We start from the raw sequence: 16,670 nt of genomic DNA on the forward strand, positions 1-16,670 counted from the left end.
TTCGGTTAAGTCACTTCAACGTATGCTCGAGCTGTTCGATAAGCCCGTCGAGTGCGGCATGCACGGCCCCGTCATCCGGCTGCTCGATCAGCAGTGTTTCCAGCGCCGATGCCTGTACGCTGATCTCCGCAAACCCGAACGTTCCCGCGGCTCCGGCGAGCGAGTGCGCGGTCGCAATCAGTGAGGCGTTGGAACCCTTCAAAAGGACTGTGTGCCGCGCCGCCTTCAACTCCGCCAGTTGAGCGGCGCACCTGGCCAGGAAACGTTGCCGTAGGGGGGCGAAGGGATCGTTCAAAGTGGGAGGCGCTCTGCGACCAGGTTTCAGAGACATTCAAGCATAGAATTCGGTGGAGTGAAACGAAGGCTCTCTCTTGTCTGCCCTTGCCGGCGAAGAACTCCGCACTCTCAGCGAACGTTCTTGCTTGGGGCAGGCGGCCCGCAAAATAGTCCCCTCCCATCCGAAAGGCCTCCACGGGGCCTGTAGGAACTGGAATAGTGACCGGCTCCCCGTCGAGCTCGTAGAGACGATTCCCTCACGGCGGATGTCGACAAAGAAGTACTGACCTTCCCTGAGTGCAGTGTTCACCGCCCGGCGGGAGTGGACGGTGACGCTGACGGGTGTCTCCATTCACGCATCAGGCGGTCGGCCGCAGACTGCCAATAGCCGGCGAAATCGGTCAGCTTGCGATTGTTCACCATCACCAGCCTTCAGCGCGTCGTCGAACTCCTCAAGCAGCACCTCCACCGTTCTTGTCAGCTCGCGCTGCTTTGGCGGCGGGAGATGGTCGATGCTGGATTTCATAAACGAGGATCTGTCGTCCATCGGGTATGCTTAGCCGAGACTACGCCTCGAATCCACAGACTGCCTCCCCGGGCAGACGCAATTGAAGTATGTGGAGCTTGCTGGCTCATTCGTTCGCCGCTCAGCAGACCGAGGTTGCCGTCGGTTGCAGCGGTACTCAACCGCATGCTGGCGTGCGCACGCCCGGAGTCTGTCCGACATCAAGTCCGGCAGCTACAATCGGCAACTTCAAAGACCGAAATGCGTTCGATTTCATATCCGCGCACCAACGCCGCATCTATATGGCCGAGTTGGTGCGCTGCGCAGTATCGGCGGCGATATCTTTAGCAGCCGTTTACCGGAGCGCGATAGGTCCTGTGTATGCAATACTGTCGGATGACGTAAGGAACCGCCGTGCCGCACAGAGCAGCAGCCCTAGCCGGCCGTTCTACGCCCCGCCTGCATCGTTTCATGAGCGTGATGCTCGAACTGGCTCCGGGCGTTCTCGTGCCGCGTCAGGAAACGGAGTTGCTCGGACAGAGGGCGCTTGCGATTCTTGGCGATCGCGCGCCCGGCCCGATGGTGATCGACATGTGCTGCGGCTCCGGCAACCTTGCTCTGGCGATCGCCGCGGAAGTTCCGTCGGCCCGCGTCTGGGGGGTGGACGTGACTGACAGCACGGTCGCGCTCGCCCGGAGCAATGCCGAACGCTTGGCCCTTCAGGACCGGGTCACCATCCGGAAAGGGGATCTGTTCGGTGCGCTGGAGGGCGATGGGCTTATCGGCGCAGCGGACATGATTGTCTGCAATCCGCCCTATATCTCGACCGCGCGCCTCGAAGGCGAGAGCGCGCATCTGCTTGAGGGCGAGCCGCGCGAGGCCTTCGACGGGGGGCCTTACGGCATCTCGATCCAACAGCGGCTGATCCGGGACGCAACCGATTTCCTCAAGCCTGATGGCTGGCTGCTGTTCGAGTTCGGGCAGGGGCAGGACCGCCAGGTGGCTGCCCTGATAGCCAGAGCCAAGGCCTATGAACCCGTGACATTCGCCAAGGATGAGGTCGGAATGCCGCGTGTCGCACTCCTCCGCAAGCTTGGGAACGGTTCGCCCGCGATCTCATCCTCCGCGAGTTTGGCATGAGCCAGATTCGTCCCCTGCAGGCTGCGGATATTCCGGCCGTCGCCGGGCTCTTTCAAAGAACCTTCCGGGACGGTGGCAAGCCGCCGCCTCCGGCGCTCGAGACTTATCTGCGCTGGCACTATCTCGAAGGCCCGGTCTGCGATCCGGAGATCGCGTCTCTCGTCCATATTGCGAGCGAAGGCGACATTTCAGGCTTTGTCGGCGTAAATGTGCTGCCGATGAGGCATGGCCAGTGCAAGCTGCGCGCCGCCATCTGTGGTTCGCTCATGGTCGAACCGCGGGCGAACGACCCGATGGCCGGCGCAAGGCTGCTCAGGACATTCCTGGCCGGGCCGCAGGACATCTCCTTCAGCGAAACCGCAAATGCCCTCTCGACGCAGATGTGGACGAAACTGCGCGGGGTCGCCCTGCCGCAATACAGCCTGGACTGGATCCGGGTCATCCGGCCTTCGGCCTTCCTGCTCGATCTAGCCTCGCGGCGAGCCGGCGCCGTGCGCTTGCTTGACCCGCTCGCGCGCGGACTCGATCGCTATCTTCGCGGACGGATGCAGGAGAACGAGATGCGCTGGTCCGGGGTCCCGGAACTCTGGAATGGCAAGGGCGGCCTCAAGGTAGCCGAAATCGATCAAGCCGGTTTTGCGGCTCTTTTGGACCCGTTGACGCGGCAGTTCCCGCTCCGCCCCGACTGGAGCGCCGAGCAGCTTGCGCATATCCTCGCGGAGGCTTCCCAGAAGCCGGACTATGGTGATGCCGTGTTCGCGTCCGTCTCCTCCCCCAGCGGGGCGCTGGTCGGCGCCTTCCTCTATCACACCCGCCCGGGCAGGATGGCGCGCGTGCTGCAGGTTCTGGCCCTGCCGGGGCAAGCTGGTTCCGTCGTCGACTGCTTGATTGGCGATGCGGCGCGGCGCGGCGCCGCCGGCCTGCGCGGCCGGACGCAACCCGCTCTGCTCGCAGCGATGCTGGGCCGGCGGGTCGCCTTCACTCAACCGGCCTCGACCGTGGTGCATTCGCGCGACGAGGAGCTGGTGAACGCGTTTCTGAGCTCGCAAGGCTTCTTCAACGGGCTGGCCGGCGAGCGCTGGAATCGCTTGGCCGGGGAGCAGTTCGAATAGGCCGTCATTTGCCCGCGCGGCGACGTAATCCCGATGGTCGCGCCGATCTCAGCTGGCGATTTCCTCGACGGGGCGGACGAGCTGCGGGCCAAGGTGCAGATGGCGCGTCGCCCGGCGCTTGGCGGCGATATCGGCCCAGACGCGTTCGACCTCGACCGCAGTCAGCTTCGCGGCGGCGCCGACGTCCGCGGCTGAAAGGCCGTTATTCAGGCCGAAGAGGCAAATATCCATGCGGTCATAGGGCAGGGAGAAGTAGAACTCTTCCTGCGTCTGCTCGAGGGAATAGGTGTCGGTCGTCGGCGCCCTGCGGCAGATTTCCTCGGGAATGCCGAGATGGGCGGCAAGCGCATAGACTTGGCTCTTGTAGAGATGGGCGATCGGTTTGACGTCAGCCGCGCCGTCGCCATTCTTCACGAAGAAGCCTTGGTCGTATTCGAGCCGGTTCGGCGTGCCGAGCACGGCGAAATTCAGCCGGTCGGCGTGATAGTACTCGATCTGTTTGCGCGTGCGCTGCTTCATGTTGGTGGCGGCGACGATGCCGAGATAGACCGCCGCCGACATGCGCAGCTTCGTCTGCCGGCCTTCGGGGTCCTGCACCACCAGCGAGGAGATGTTGTAGCCCTCCCCGGCGAGTGAATTGGCGATGACGATCTTTGAGGCCCAGCCCGGCCCGTATTCCGGCACCAGCTCGCGGATGAAGGTATCCCGCCGCTGATAACAACCCATCGCGTGCAGCGTCGGGCCGATATCCTCCACGATCGCTTCGACGCCAAAGGTTTCGGCGGCCAGCCGGCCGAGGCGGAGGCTGTCGGGATCGGAGTCGCTTTCCGGCATGAACAGGCAGAAGACGTTCTTCGCGCCGACGGCGCGGGCGGCGAGCGCGACCGAGACGCTGGAATCGATGCCGCCAGAGAGGCCGAGCACGAGCCCGCGCTTGCGCATGCCGCGTAGCTGCTCGCGCAACCCGGCGACGATGCGATCGGTTTCCGCTGCCTTGTCGAGCGTCAGCGCGTCGGCCGAGAAGGCGGGACGGCTCGGGGCGAGGGAGAGATTCATTGTGCAGTCCCCAACGTTTCGGCCGCCAGCCTTCGGCTGACCTTTCCGGTATCGGTCTTCGGCAACTCGCGGCGGAACTCGATGAGCTTCGGCACCATGAAATCCTCGAGATGAACGGCGCAGTAGCGAATGATGTCCCGCTCGCTCAGGGTCTCGTCCGAGAGAACGACGAGAGCGGCAATGGCGTGGCCGAGCACCGGATCCGGCACGCCGGTCACCACGGCTTCCACGATGCCTGGATGGGCGTGCAGCACAGTTTCGACTTCCTTCGGGGCGACCTTTTCGCCGCGCGTCTTGATGATGTCGTCCTTGCGGCCAACGAAATAAAGGAAGCCGTCCTCGTCCGTCCGGAACAGGTCACCGGTGTGGAGCCGCTTTTCCCAGGGATGCGGCCCGGGACGCAGCATCTGCTCCGTGGCCACGTCGTTGCGCCAATAGCCCTGCATGACATGCGGGCCGCGGATGACCAACTCGCCCGCCACGCCCGGTGGCATGCGGTTGCCCTCATCGTCGACGACGATCGCTTCCGTGTTGGGAATAGCGATGCCGACGGAACCCGGCCGGCGGTCCAGCTCCTCCGGGGGCAGGTAGGTGCAGCGCTTGCATTCCGTCAGACCGTACATGGAAAAGAGCCGTACGCCGGGGAACAGCTCGCGCAGCCGGGCGATATGCACCGGCGGCAGGGCGGCGGCGGTGTTCGAGATATAGCGAAGGCTCGGCAGGAAACCCGGCGCCAAATCGCGCATCTGCAGGATCAGCGCCGCCATCGTCGGCACCAGCGGGAAACCGGTGACCTTCTCGGCGCGGATGCGCTCGAAAATGGCCTGCGGAAAGGCGAATGATTTTTCGAGGACGAGGGTCGCGCCGAGCTTCGTCGCCATCAGCAGCTGATAGAGGCCGTAGTCGAAAGCCAGGGGCAGGACATTGAGGATGATGTCGTCACGGGTGTTGCGCAGATAGGTCGTGATGGATTCGGCCGCGGCATCGATATTGCGATGCGTCATCATCACGCCCTTGGGGCGGCCGGTGGAGCCCGAGGTGTAGATCAGCATGGCGAGGTCGATATCGATCCCGCCATGGCGAATGGGCACGGGCGCGACCTTGAGACAATCCTCGAAGGAGGCAGCGCCATCCGGCGTATGGCTGGATGGCGCTTGCGTCGACGCGACGAAGAACGGCCGGTCCGACAGCGCACGCGCCTGGATCACGACAGGCATCAGCTTGGCCTGAGTCAGGATCGCCGCAGCCTCGCAATCGTCGATGACATAAGCGAGCTTGTCGGCCTTGGTGGAGGCGTTGATCGGGCTGAAGGTCGCGCCCGCCTTGAGAACCGCGAAGATCGAGACGGCGGCTTCCCAGCAATTGTCCATGAAGACGAGAACGCGGTCGCCGCGCTGCACGCCATTCTCGGCGAGAGCGGTCGCAAGCCGGTTCGACAGATCGTCGAGCTCGTCATAGCGCAACCGCTCCCGGTCGGTGACAAGCGCCGTCTTCGCGCCATGCGCGGCCGCGTTCGTGATGAGGAATTGCTCGACCCGCATGAGCTCGGGCCTTCCGCTGCCAGCCGTCACGCCGCGACGAGCGATGCGGTCTTCGCTGTGATGAAGGCCGTGATGCGCGCCAGTGAATCGAGGTTGGCCGGCACGATATCGGCGTCCGCAACTGTGATTCCGCAATGGTCCTCGATAAAGGCCACCAGTTCCAGAACGCCGGTCGAATCGATGATGCCGTTCTCGATCAGCGAGTCCGTATCGGCGAGGGCGTGGGTGGTGTCGCCGAACAGGAAGTTCTCGATGACAAAGGCCTTCACTGCGTCTTGGATCGTATCGGTCATGTCGTTCGCTTTCCTTGGTGGTGTCAGGCGGCCTTTGCGTTGCAAATGCCTGTGCCGGTGAAAGTCGTCAGCCACAGCTGCGTCGACAGGATGCCGACAAAGGCCGCGTTGTCGCGAAAGCCGGAGGCCGGCTGGCGGCTGCATTTCTCATGTAGTTTTGCCACTGCCTTCGGATTGAAGAGCCCGCCGGCGCTGACTGCGGCGTCGCCCAGGGCCGACTGGACATAGTCCCTCGTGCCCGGCCCAACGAAGGACTGGCTATCCGGTGCGCGATAGGGCTGCTTGGTCCGCCGGCCGATGGCGGCCGGCAGCAGGTCTTTGGTCGCCTCCCGCAGAATATGCTTCTCCACGAGCCCCTTCAGCTTCATCTCGGGAGGAAGGCCGGCGGCAAACTCGACCAGATGATGGTCGAGGAAGGGAAAGCGGCCCTCGATGCCGTGGGCCATCGCCATGCGGTCGCCCTGGCTGGACAGGATATAGCCAGGGAGAAGGAAGCGGGCTTCCAGATATTGCGCCTGATGCAAGGGATGCCAGCGGGCGAACGCCTCGGGCAGCCGCGCGGCGAGCTCCTCGGCGGCGTCATATCCGGACAATGTGGCACGCAGATCGCCCGAGTAGAACAGCTTCGTCGCCGCCGTGCCGTCGAACCTCGGCCGATGGGAGAACAGCGGATCGTCAAGCGTCGCGCCGCTAGCCCCGAAGAAGGAGAACAGGTACTCGGCCGATTGCTGCCTTAGGCCGGGAAGATAGGGGTAGAGCTTGCGGAACAGATGCGGCCGGATGCGGGAGCCGGGCTGTCTCCCGCAAAAGCGCCGAACCCTGGCCTCCTTGAAAATATCGTAGCCGGCAAAGACTTCGTCGGCGCCTTCGCCCGTCAGCACCACTTTCAAACCGGCCTCGCGCACGAGGCTCGAGAGCTTGTAGAGCGGGGCAGGGGCAGTGCGCAGGATCGGCCGCTCGGTGAAGCGGATAACGTCAGGGAAGACGGCGGCGATATCGCCTTCCCCGCAGGCGACGGCGCTGTGATGCGTGCCGAGCGCACGGGCCATCTCGATCTGGAAGGGGCTCTCGTCATGTTCGGCGCTATCGAATGTGACCGAGAAGGTCCTGAGGCCACCCGGCGCCATGCCCGCCGCCAGCGCCGATGTGATGGAGGAATCGAGGCCGCCAGACAGATAGGCGCCGACTGGCACATCGGCGCGCATGCGCATGCGGGTCGCCTCCGTCAGGAGGGCGCGCAGTTCCTCGGCCGCGGCACGCTCGTCCCCCTGCCGGGGCGGCGCGTCCCGGTCGGGATACTCCAGACTCCAGTAGGGCCGGGTCGAGACGCTGCCCTCTTGCACGATCATCAGGCTTGCGGGTTCGATCTCGTAGATGTTGCGGAAGGGCGTGCGCGGCGCGATCGGGGCCCAGAGCGTGAAGATCTGGTCGAGTGCGACCGGATCAATCTCGGCCGCGACGCCCGGGGCCTGGAGGAGCGCCTTGACCTCCGAGGCGAAGTAAAGCCGTTCGCCCTGCCTTGTATAGAAGAGCGGCCGGACCCCCATGCGGTCGCGGGTCAGAACCATGCGGCGGCGGCGGCCGTCCCAGAGCGCAAAGGCGAAATCGCCATTGAGCGCGGAGACGCAATCCTCCCCCATCTCGTCATAGAGATGCAGGATCACTTCGGTGTCGCTGGTTGTCCGGAAATGGCGGCCTTTCGCGCGAAGCTGCTCGCGCAATTCCACATAGTTGAAGATCTCGCCGTTGAAGGCGATCGTCAGATCGCCCGTCGCATCGGACATCGGCTGCTGGCCGTCCCCGAGACCGACGATGGACAGCCGCGCATGGCCGAGGCCGGCCGCCTTTGTGGTGAAGAACCCCTGCTCATCGGGGCCGCGATGCGCAATGGCAGCCGTCATCCTTTCAAGGAGCGCCCTCCCATCCCGGACAGTGCCGAAATAGCCGCTAAAACCGCACATGCCGAGATATTTCCAAGTCCACCAGCGCGGCCCGGACTATAGCCGCCAAGATATCGGTAGGTGTTAAATATTTGGGACTATTCATGAGAATGGTAAATTTTGAGCGGCCGCCGACGGCTGATTCCTTGCGTGAGCATTGGATCTGCCGCGAGATGAGGGCAATGAAGCTTTTGGCGTCGTGTTCGCATGATGTTCACGGGGTCTGAGGGGCAGGCCCTCATCGCCTTCTGTCGAGGGCTAGGTCTGGGACTTCTCAAGGTCTGTCGTTGTCGGGGAAAGTGGTCCGCGCGGCAGAATGAAATCTACGACGGTGCCATTGCCGGAATTGAGGCAGGCGTGGCCGCATGCCGCCTTGGCGTAACGGCAAGCGATCTGTACAAGGCAGTCCTCGATGTTCTTGACGGCCGCGGAATTTTTTGCGGCTACCCAATCCATGGCCATTCCTTCGGACTGGGCTGGGGCGGACCATGGTTAGTGCCAGATAACAGCTTCAAGGTTGGAGCCGGGATGGCCATCGCCGTCGAGTGCATGGCGGGCCGCGAAGACGTCGGCTATGTCAAGTTCGAGCACAATTGTCCATCCTGATCGCACCGAGCTCATTTCCACCTGTCCGGCGAGGCTCTGAAGACTTGCCCTCAAACGCATGCCCAAAACACAGCTGGTATTGGTAGCAATCCGAGCGGACCAGGCGAGGCTGCCTCACTGCCGGGTAGCGAGAGAACCCACTTGGTGAACTCACGCGTGCGCCTGACATTCCGGGCACCGTGGACACGCGTCAAGTCGAGAGGATACTGCGCGAGCGATATCGAGTCCATGTCAAGTACCGCAATGTAGAGAACGTCGCGACTGCGCGTTTCTTCCAGTTTTACATGCACGAGGACGAACCAGATATTGTTGCCGAAGGTCGAAACCAGCCGTCGCTGACACTCATGGGAGTATGGCGGTCCCGAACAGGATGCCGTGACGCCCGACCGTGATGATCGGGTCCGGCAGCTTCCACATGGCGGGTCTTTCTTCTGATGCGAGCGACCTGGCGCCAGGCACAATCCCATTGTCCTTCCTCACCCTCGCAGCGGTTGCCGGCTGGCGGCAGCAATGCGCCTGATCTCGGAGTTCGGCAAACTTTACCTTCGCCCGAAAGCGGACGGTCTGCCAAAGGTAACATGACTGCGTTGCTGGACGACGGGCCTGATCCAGCAATGACCCCGTATGTCAGGTTCCAACAGTATGGGAGGTTGTCCTGTCGATTATCATTGCCGTCATCCTTCTTACTGCTCACATGCACGCAACTGCGGCGATGAGTTGTCGGACCGGCTGGATCCTATAAAAAGCCGGCCTTTCTGAAGCCGGAGAGGAAGTGTTCGGAGGAAGATGGGTCTGCGAAGGGAAGGTGGGCAAGGTAGCCAAGCGAGAGGTCCGGTTGCAGCCTCAGTGTGGCTTCGACTGCGACATGCGCGTTTTCCATCTCGCCTAGATGGGCGTAGGCCGCCGCGAGAAAGGCATGGATGAAGAACTGGTCGCCGGCCTTCCGATAAGCGTCGATGGCGTCGGCGTATCGGCCGAGCAGGAAGAGCGCGCTTCCCTTCACCTCCCAGAACCAGACCGGGGGCAACGGGTCGAGCAGTATGGCCCTTTCGAGGACCGCCAAGGACTGCTGAGGCTGGCCGCCGTAGTTGAGCCAGCTTGCATAGTCTCCGGCAATGTTGACGTCGTGCGGATTGAGCGTACGGGCCTGCTGGAAATGCAGTCCGGCATCCCCATGCTGGCGCATATGTACAAGCACGAGACCCATGCTCTGGTTGCAGATGCCGTCATTCCGGTCGAGCAGGAGCGCTGTGCGCGCAGACCGCAAGGCACTTTGCAGCGTACGAGGATCGCGGTCGTACCAGAATCGCGCAACCAGGCACTGCGCTAGATAGGCATGCCCTTGAGCAAAAGTCGGATCGAGTTCGGCGCTCCGGGTAAACATGGATTCGCCCTTGTCCATTTCATACTGATGGTAGTGCGCGCGACCCTGCAAGTAGTAGTCGTAGGCGGCCCAATCGGCCGGCGGCGTTCGCCGCGAGCGGCTAGTCGCATCTGCCTCGGCGGCGCCTTGGACGGTTGAAGCCACGAGGGCCGCCACCTCCTCCTGAACCGAAAAGATGTCCTCAAGCGCCCTGTCGTAGCGTTGAGCCCACAAATGGAAGCCGCTGGCGCCGTCGATCAGCTGCGCCGTGATCCGGATACGGCTCCCGAGCCGTCGCACGCTGCCCTCGACGAGGTAGCGCGCGCCGAGTTGCCGGTGGACTTCCGCGCCCTCCGGCGCTGGCCCACGAAACTGAAAAGATGAATTACGCGCGATCACCACGAGCGACCGGTAACGCGCCAGTTCAGTGATGATATCTTCGGTGATGCCGTCGCTCAGATAATGCTGGTCCTGATCGCCGCTCAAATTGGCGAAGGGCAGCACGGCAATGGTGGGTTTGCCGGACGGCGCGATTGGTCGCTGCACTGAACCTTCCACGCGCTCGACAGGCGCGGTGAAGCGGTAGCCGACGCGAGGCACGGTGGCGATCCAGTCGCCACCTTGGTCGGTGGGGCCGAGCGCCTTCCTCAGCGTCGCAATCTGGACGGTGAGATTGCTTTCCTCGACCGCTAGGCCCGGCCAGGCAGCTTCCATCAGCTCGGCCTTGGTCAGGATGTCGCCGGGCCGGGCCGCAAGCGTGGCGAGCAGCGTGATGCCGCGATGCCCGATGGAGATCGGTATTTCATGTCGCAGGAGCGTCCCCTTCTCAGGGTCGAGCACGAACGGACCAAAGGTGAGGTGAACCCGTTGCATCCCGCCATATTAAACGTTTCGGAATTTTTCGGAACAGTTTCGGCCGCGCTTTAGTACGCAGGTCCGCTCATCCGCCAAAGTAGCGTTATCGATTTTAGCAGCACCAAGAAAGGACGAGCCAAATGAGCACGCAGCTTTCTCTTACCTCAAGACTCTACCAGTCTCTCTGGAGCGAACAGCCGACGTGGACGACTGAACCGGTATCGGTCTGGGCGAGACTCTTCGCCCTGCGCGGCCTGGTCGCGGTCTGGCGCGAGCGCAAGTACTATCGCGAGGAACTGAAGCGACTGGCGGAAGATGGGCCTCAGCGGATCGACGACGTCGGTCTCACCCTGGCTGCCGTCGAGGCGGAACTTCAAAAGCCGTTCTGGAAGGCGTGATTTGCATCCATAGCTGTGAACGATTGTCTGCACAGGGCCAGCAAACTCCGCAAGTACTGTCTCATCGACGCCGCAAAGACACGACCGGCATGTTCTATCAGTAGCCGATCAAGGACCTGCCTGTAGGCCGTGGTAGGTGCAGCAATGCTCCGCTCATCCTGGCCTGCCGGCCGGACCTCGGCGGCCAATTCTGCCGCCAGAATTGTAATCATTCTTGGTCCGGCATTTGAGGGAAGGACCAACCTGTAACCGCGCGTCGGCACTGTCTGCACGACGGCCTGGCGACTGTCGTGAGCGCCGCACGGATCTCGTGAATGCATTGGACCAGGCTGTCATCGGTGACGGCTAGCCCGTTCCAGACCGCCGTCATCAACTCGTCCTTGGTGATGACGCGATCAGCGTTCTCCAGAAGGTGGCGAAATACCGCGAAGGTCTGGTGGCGAACTGCGATTGTCCTGTTGAATTGGTCGCGCAAGGTCTCCCTACTCACGTCGCCGGTTACGCCGTTGAGTACGAACGTTGTAGGCGGCGAGCTATTCAAGCCGGTTCCCCTCAAGCACGAAGCCGCAGTCCAATAGTAGCACGGTTTCGCGCTGCGAAGACTGATCATCATCCAGCGCGTGCGGGGAGCTCGGATTTCGGCGAATGATCGTAAGCCGTTCGTGACTTGGCAAATGCCCAGGCGAGAGTCGCTACCGTACGCCGACTTGAATTGTGCGTTAGTGCATTGGCAGGATGTTCTGGTTGAGGCGGAACAGATTGTCCGGATCGTATCTGTGCTTGATCTTGGCGAGCCTCCCATAGGCTTCGGCTCCCAAGGCGTCGCGTACGAGGTCCGCTCCTTCGCCATGGCCGGGGAAGTTCAGATAGAGGCGCCCGGTCGAGTAGCGCTGCACGTCCTGCCAGAAGCTGCGAACCCAGCTGATGTTCGCGTCGTCCTCGTCAGCGCCTGGCCAGATGGCATCGAGGCTGAGCATGAAGGGCATGGACCGGTCACCGAAGGCAGTGGCATCGGCTGCAACGCGCTGGACGAAACCGCCGAACTTCCAGATCGAGGCGAAGGTCATTTCGGAGGGCCGCTTCGCCATCCGCGCGGTGATCTCCCCGATGACCTCGTCGTCGAGGCGCGAGAGGTAGGTGGATTTCCAGTAGCAGCGGTCGCGGCCTTTCGGGAACAGGCCGTCATAGAGCGACTGGATGGTGCGATACGGCATGCGGCCGCTGAAATCGACAAGCGGTGCTCCAAAACTGCGTAAGGGCGCCACGACCCGCTCGCCCTCGTCGGCCAGTCCGTCATAGACATGCGCAAGCGCCAGGACGCGCCGGCCCCTTGCACGCTCGGGAATCGAGGGATCGTTCGGCAGCGTGGAGAATTCCGCTAGGCCGCTCAGGCGATCGGGTGCGGTCTGCATGAAGTCGCGCCAGAGTGGAAGGATCTCGTTGGCGCGCTCTTCGGGATAGGCCGGACCGCATAACATCAGCTCCGGCTCGATCGGATGCAGCTTGAACTCGAAGCTCGTCACCACGCCGAAATTGCCACCGCCGCCGCGCAGCGCCCAGAAGAGATCCGGGTTCTGGGTCGCGTCGGCATGAATGAGGCGGCCATCGGCGGTCACCAGATCGGCCGCCAGCAGATTGTCGACGCTGAGGCCGTGGCTGCCGCGCAGCCAGCCGATGCCGCCGGAAAGAGTCAGGCCGGCAACGCCCGTCGCCGAAATCAGGCCGCCCGGCGTGGCGCGATCAAGCGGGGTGGTGGCCGCATCGACATCGGCCCAAATAGCGCCGCCCTCAACGAAGACACGATCGAGGCCGGGCGCGACCCGCACGCCATTCATCAGCGACATGTCGATCATCAGGCCGCCGTCGCAGACGGCGTAGCCTGCAACATTGTGGCCTCCCGAGCGGATCGCGATCGCCAGCCGCTCTTCGCGCGCGAAATTCACCGACGCCTCGACATCGGCAAAACTCCGGCAGCGCGCGATGAGAGCGGGACGTCGGTCGATCATGCCGTTCCAGACGATCCGCGTCGTGTCATAGGATGGGCTCGACGGCTCCAGCACCTCGCCGCGCATGATGGAACGGAAGCTTTCGATGCTCGATGCTGCAAGGGTAGCGGTGGCGGCCATGTGGCGGTCTCCTCGTTTCACACACGCTAGCGCGGCGCGGGCAGGGCCGCTAAAGTCGAAAATGCTGAAAGGCGGTCATTTCTGCCATGGTTGAACAGATCGGCCCATTGAATGTGGCGATCCTTGCCGTTCCGGAGGCTACCGCCTCCACGATCTACGGCATGTTCGACCTGTTTTCCTCGCCCGGCAGGGATTTCCTGTTCATAACCAGCGGTGCGGCGGGCACGCCGCGCATGCGGCCCTATGTGGTTGCTGGGGACGGCAGCCCGTTTCGCGCTGCAAACGGCATCTGGATGCGCCCAGATCACAGCCTTGCCGATTGCCCGCCACCCGACATCGTCTGTATTCCAGATTTCTTCGTCAATCCGGGAGAAAGCGTCGCCGGGCAGTATGACGCCGAAGCCGCATGGCTGAAGCGAGCGCATGACGACGGCGCCATGCTGGCCAGCGCTTGTTCGGGCGCGGTGCTGCTCGGCGAGGCCGGGCTACTCGACAATCGCGATGCCACCATTCACTGGGGCTATGTCGAGACGCTCACGAACAACTATCCCGGCGTTAAGGTGAAGCCGGGCCAGTCACTCGTGCTGACCGGCGAGGCCCACCGCATCGTCATGGCCGGGGGCGGCTCGAGCTGGGAGGATCTCGCCCTCTATCTGATCGCGCGCTTCGTCAGCCTCAAGGAGGCGATGCAGGTCGCCAAGGTCTACATGCTGCAGTGGCACGACATGGGCCAACAGCCCTTCGCCGCGCTGATGCGCTTTCGCCAGACCGACGACGCGGTGATCAACCGCTGCCAGAAATGGGCCGAAGGCAACTACCGGACGCCCTCGCCCGTCGCCGCCATGACCAAGTTGTCAGGCCTGTCCGAGCGCTCCTTCGTGCGCCGCTTCGCCAAGGCCACGGAAATGAAGGCAATCGACTACATCCACGCGCTCAGGCTCGAGCAAGCCAAGCAGATGCTGGAGACCGGCGATCTCCCGGTCGAAGCGGTGGCGAGTGAAGTCGGCTATGAGGATGCGAGTTTTTTCGGGCGTCTCTTCCGCCGCAAGGTCGGGGTGACGCCGGCGCAATATCGCATTCGCTTCGGTGCTCTCCGGCGAGCATTGAGCCGCGATTGAATCTCAACCATCGCGGCGCGATGCCGATATTCGGCTTTGCGCCTCAAGTCAGCCGTTGAGCTGGCCCCAGCGGAATCCCAAAAGCAGAAATTCGAGCGATCAGGCGAACCGGCACGTTCCCACCCAGAACCGGACGCCCAGCGGTCATTAACGATGGGTTCGAGCTCCAGCCGCAAAGTAAGCGAGCTGGTCGGCATAGAGCTTCTTGAAGGCCCGGGCGAGCCCAGGCGCGTTCAACGTACGCTCAGAAAGTTCCATCTTAGCCTGAGAAGTACGTTCAGCTTGTCTAGCTGCGGGACATATGAACCGCGACACGATTTCGTCCTTCCGATTTGGCACGAAATAGGGCCAAATCGGCAGCATTGACGAAATCATTTGGCGTCTCGTCCGCGGTGGGCACCGCTGTTGCAACCCCGACGCTGATGGTCACACGATCCGGGCCGTGGGGTATGTTCAACTCCCGCACGCCCTGGACGAGCCGCTCTGCGATCGCACTGGATTGTTCCAGTAAAGTGTCGACCAGCACGACCACGAACTCTTCGCCTCCGTACCGCGCAGCTAGGTCGGTGGAGCGGCCGGAACCGCTCTGGATTACGCGGGCGATTTGCTTGAGCACCTCATCGCCGGCCATATGGCCATAGGTATCGTTGTATCGTTTGAAGTTGTCGGCATCGATCATCAACAGCGACAATGGGGACTGTGCGCGAAAAGCGCGCTTCCATTCGGCCGCCAGATATTCATCAAAATAGCGCCTGTTGCCGAGGCCCGTCAGGCCATCGATCCGCGTCAGACGTTCAAGCTCGAGATTTGCACCGATCAGCTGTCGCTGGCTTTCCCTCAGCGCTCGGTATGCCGCGTCTCGCTGTACGTGATCCAGATAAGCCCGCGTGTGATATCGAATACGTGCAATCAGCTCGATACGATCCGGCAGTTTGACGAGATAGTCGTTCGCTCCCGCAGCGAAGGCTTCACCCTTGGTGGCTGGATCTTCCTTGCTCGACAGCACAATGACTGGGACCGCGCGCGTCGACGCATGCTTCCTGTATTCTCGCACCAGATGCAGCCCATCGACGCCGGGCATGACGAGATCCTGCAGGATAACGGTTGGCTTTACCTCATCCGCGACTGTCATTGCTCTCAACGGGTCGGTGCAGAAGTGTAAGGAAATATCGGGCTCGTTGGCTAAAGCACGCCTGACCGCCTCGCAAACCATGATCTGATCATCGATGAGCAGAACCATGGATGAATAGTTATCTGCGAGTGGCGGGACCAGCTCTGGTTCTTGCGTCATCTGACGAGCCCTTTCACGTGGAGCGTTCGCAGGCTTCGATTATACGTGAGCCGATCGCACTCAAAGGAAGAATATCAACAGCCGCGCCGATGTCGGCAGCGGCCTTCGGCATGCCATAGACGGCACTCGTTGCTCTATCCTGCGCGATTGTGAGATGCCCCTTGTCGCGGAGCTGTCTTAGCCCGCGCGCACCATCTCTGCCCATGCCTGTGAGCAGGACACCAATCACCGAGCCAGGCCACCATTGCGCCGCACTTTCGAAGAACACATCCACGGACGGCCGATAAACATTGTCCTTGGGGCTGGGCGTATAGCCAAGTTGCTGAGCTGATTTGAAAACCAGATGATCCGCAGAACTGGCTACGAGAACAGTGCCCGCTTGAGGACTATCCTTTTCCCGCGCCGGACGGATCGGGAGAGGCGTATGCTGTCCCAGCCAATCAGTAAGCCCCGGCACGAACTGAGCATCGAGATGCTGGACGAGCACGATCGCGCCGTCAAAATCAACGGGAAACGCACTCAGGACTGCGGCAACGGCGGCCGGCCCGCCCGCGGAGGCGCCGATTGCAATTAAGCGTCGAGGTGTCGGCTCAGCGTCACGTGACATCCGCCTTTTTGTCTTGGCCGGCGCATCACCGATCAGCTTGCCGATCGTCGCAATCTTGTTCGTTAGAAGCCGTGCGGATTGCGAGGACGCGTTACCTTCGATGCCTACTGACGGAATATCGACCGCGTCAAGCGCGCCATGACCCATTGCTTCGTAGACACCGGCGAGGTTGGCTTCGATACTGGCGGTCACCAGCAAGATTGAGCACGGGGTTTCCGCCATGATTCTGCGCGTCGCTTCCACGCCGTCCATCTCTGGCATCGCCAGATCCATGAGTATCAGATCCGGCAGATCACGTCTGCAGACCTCGACCGCCTCACGCCCATTAGTCGCGACCCATGCGACCTGATGTTCGCCGGTCGACAAGACCAGCCGGCGCAGAAGCTCAACCGCCATCGGCATGTCGTTGACTACGCCGATTCTCATTCGTTGGCTTCCAATTT

At 62.3% G+C, this 16,670-nt stretch carries 16 protein-coding genes; 5 read left to right on the plus strand and 11 right to left on the minus strand.

What is annotated here, in order from left to right:
* Positions 1–10: 10 nt before the first annotated feature.
* Positions 11–295, minus strand: a complete 285-nt coding sequence (locus RPF88_RS32775) for an Hpt domain-containing protein (protein WP_063170508.1) — start codon at positions 293–295, stop codon at positions 11–13.
* Positions 296–628: 333 nt separating this feature from the next.
* Entirely contained in the window at positions 629–823 is a 195-nt protein-coding gene (locus tag RPF88_RS33500) for a hypothetical protein (protein ID WP_063170507.1), read from the minus strand.
* 429 nt (positions 824–1,252) lie between these two features.
* Here RPF88_RS33500 and RPF88_RS32785 point away from each other — a divergent pair, with 429 nt between their 5' ends.
* Positions 1,253–1,921 carry a N5-glutamine methyltransferase family protein gene (locus RPF88_RS32785; RefSeq protein ID WP_164752012.1) on the plus strand — a complete coding sequence of 223 codons (669 nt, stop codon included), beginning with the start codon at positions 1,253–1,255 and terminating at the stop codon, positions 1,919–1,921.
* Complete coding sequence (locus tag RPF88_RS32790) at positions 1,918–3,033, plus strand: hypothetical protein (RefSeq protein ID WP_013525353.1); 1,116 nt, start codon at positions 1,918–1,920, stop codon at positions 3,031–3,033. The genes RPF88_RS32785 and RPF88_RS32790 overlap by 4 nt, the downstream gene beginning before the upstream one ends.
* Positions 3,034–3,081: 48 nt before the next feature.
* Here RPF88_RS32790 and nadE read toward each other — a convergent pair whose 3' ends face one another.
* Genes nadE through asnB form a run of 4 tightly spaced genes read right to left on the minus strand, consistent with a single transcriptional unit; the run spans position 3,082 to position 7,884 of the window.
* The gene (gene nadE / locus RPF88_RS32795) at positions 3,082–4,089 is read right to left on the minus strand and encodes an NAD(+) synthase (RefSeq protein WP_337123962.1); all 1,008 of its coding nucleotides are present in this window, start codon (positions 4,087–4,089) and stop codon (positions 3,082–3,084) included.
* Positions 4,086–5,630 carry a class I adenylate-forming enzyme family protein gene (locus RPF88_RS32800; RefSeq protein ID WP_013525355.1) on the minus strand — a complete coding sequence of 515 codons (1,545 nt, stop codon included), beginning with the start codon at positions 5,628–5,630 and terminating at the stop codon, positions 4,086–4,088. The genes nadE and RPF88_RS32800 overlap by 4 nt, the downstream gene beginning before the upstream one ends.
* A gap of 26 nt (positions 5,631–5,656) precedes the next feature.
* Positions 5,657–5,923: an acyl carrier protein gene (locus RPF88_RS32805; protein ID WP_013525356.1), complete on the minus strand. Its 267-nt coding sequence runs from the start codon at positions 5,921–5,923 to the stop codon at positions 5,657–5,659.
* A 23-nt stretch (positions 5,924–5,946) separates the two neighbouring features.
* Positions 5,947–7,884, minus strand: a complete 1,938-nt coding sequence (gene asnB / locus RPF88_RS32810) for an asparagine synthase (glutamine-hydrolyzing) (RefSeq protein ID WP_013525357.1) — start codon at positions 7,882–7,884, stop codon at positions 5,947–5,949.
* A gap of 186 nt (positions 7,885–8,070) precedes the next feature.
* Here asnB and RPF88_RS32815 point away from each other — a divergent pair, with 186 nt between their 5' ends.
* Entirely contained in the window at positions 8,071–8,469 is a 399-nt protein-coding gene (locus RPF88_RS32815) for a M24 family metallopeptidase (protein WP_027163535.1), read from the plus strand.
* Between the two features lie 736 nt (positions 8,470–9,205).
* Here the strand turns inward: RPF88_RS32815 and RPF88_RS32820 are convergent.
* On the minus strand, positions 9,206–10,705 hold the full coding sequence (locus RPF88_RS32820) for a winged helix-turn-helix domain-containing tetratricopeptide repeat protein (RefSeq protein ID WP_013525359.1): 1,500 nt from the start codon (positions 10,703–10,705) through the stop codon (positions 9,206–9,208).
* Between the two features lie 122 nt (positions 10,706–10,827).
* On the opposite strand from RPF88_RS32820, the gene RPF88_RS32825 reads away from it, so the two are divergent.
* On the plus strand, positions 10,828–11,085 hold the full coding sequence (locus RPF88_RS32825; protein WP_013525360.1) for a hypothetical protein: 258 nt from the start codon (positions 10,828–10,830) through the stop codon (positions 11,083–11,085).
* A 208-nt stretch (positions 11,086–11,293) separates the two neighbouring features.
* Here RPF88_RS32825 and RPF88_RS32830 read toward each other — a convergent pair whose 3' ends face one another.
* A complete protein-coding gene (locus tag RPF88_RS32830; protein ID WP_337123963.1) occupies positions 11,294–11,887 on the minus strand; it encodes a winged helix-turn-helix domain-containing protein in 594 nt (197 codons plus the stop codon).
* Positions 11,805–13,211, minus strand: coding sequence for an FAD-binding oxidoreductase (locus RPF88_RS32835; RefSeq protein WP_337123964.1), 1,407 nt, complete (start codon positions 13,209–13,211; stop codon positions 11,805–11,807). Before RPF88_RS32835 ends, RPF88_RS32830 begins: the two co-directional genes overlap by 83 nt.
* Before the next feature lie 86 nt (positions 13,212–13,297).
* Here RPF88_RS32835 and RPF88_RS32840 point away from each other — a divergent pair, with 86 nt between their 5' ends.
* Positions 13,298–14,329: a GlxA family transcriptional regulator gene (locus RPF88_RS32840; RefSeq protein ID WP_024505318.1), complete on the plus strand. Its 1,032-nt coding sequence runs from the start codon at positions 13,298–13,300 to the stop codon at positions 14,327–14,329.
* A gap of 286 nt (positions 14,330–14,615) precedes the next feature.
* On the opposite strand, the gene RPF88_RS32845 is transcribed toward RPF88_RS32840, so the two are convergent.
* A complete protein-coding gene (locus RPF88_RS32845; protein WP_013525363.1) occupies positions 14,616–15,620 on the minus strand; it encodes a response regulator in 1,005 nt (334 codons plus the stop codon).
* A gap of 13 nt (positions 15,621–15,633) precedes the next feature.
* Entirely contained in the window at positions 15,634–16,653 is a 1,020-nt protein-coding gene (locus tag RPF88_RS32850) for a chemotaxis response regulator protein-glutamate methylesterase (RefSeq protein WP_013525364.1), read from the minus strand.
* Positions 16,654–16,670: the final 17 nt, after the last annotated feature.

This window comes from Mesorhizobium sp. ISC11 (assembly GCF_037162595.1).
Classification (GTDB): domain Bacteria; phylum Pseudomonadota; class Alphaproteobacteria; order Rhizobiales; family Rhizobiaceae; genus Mesorhizobium; species Mesorhizobium ciceri.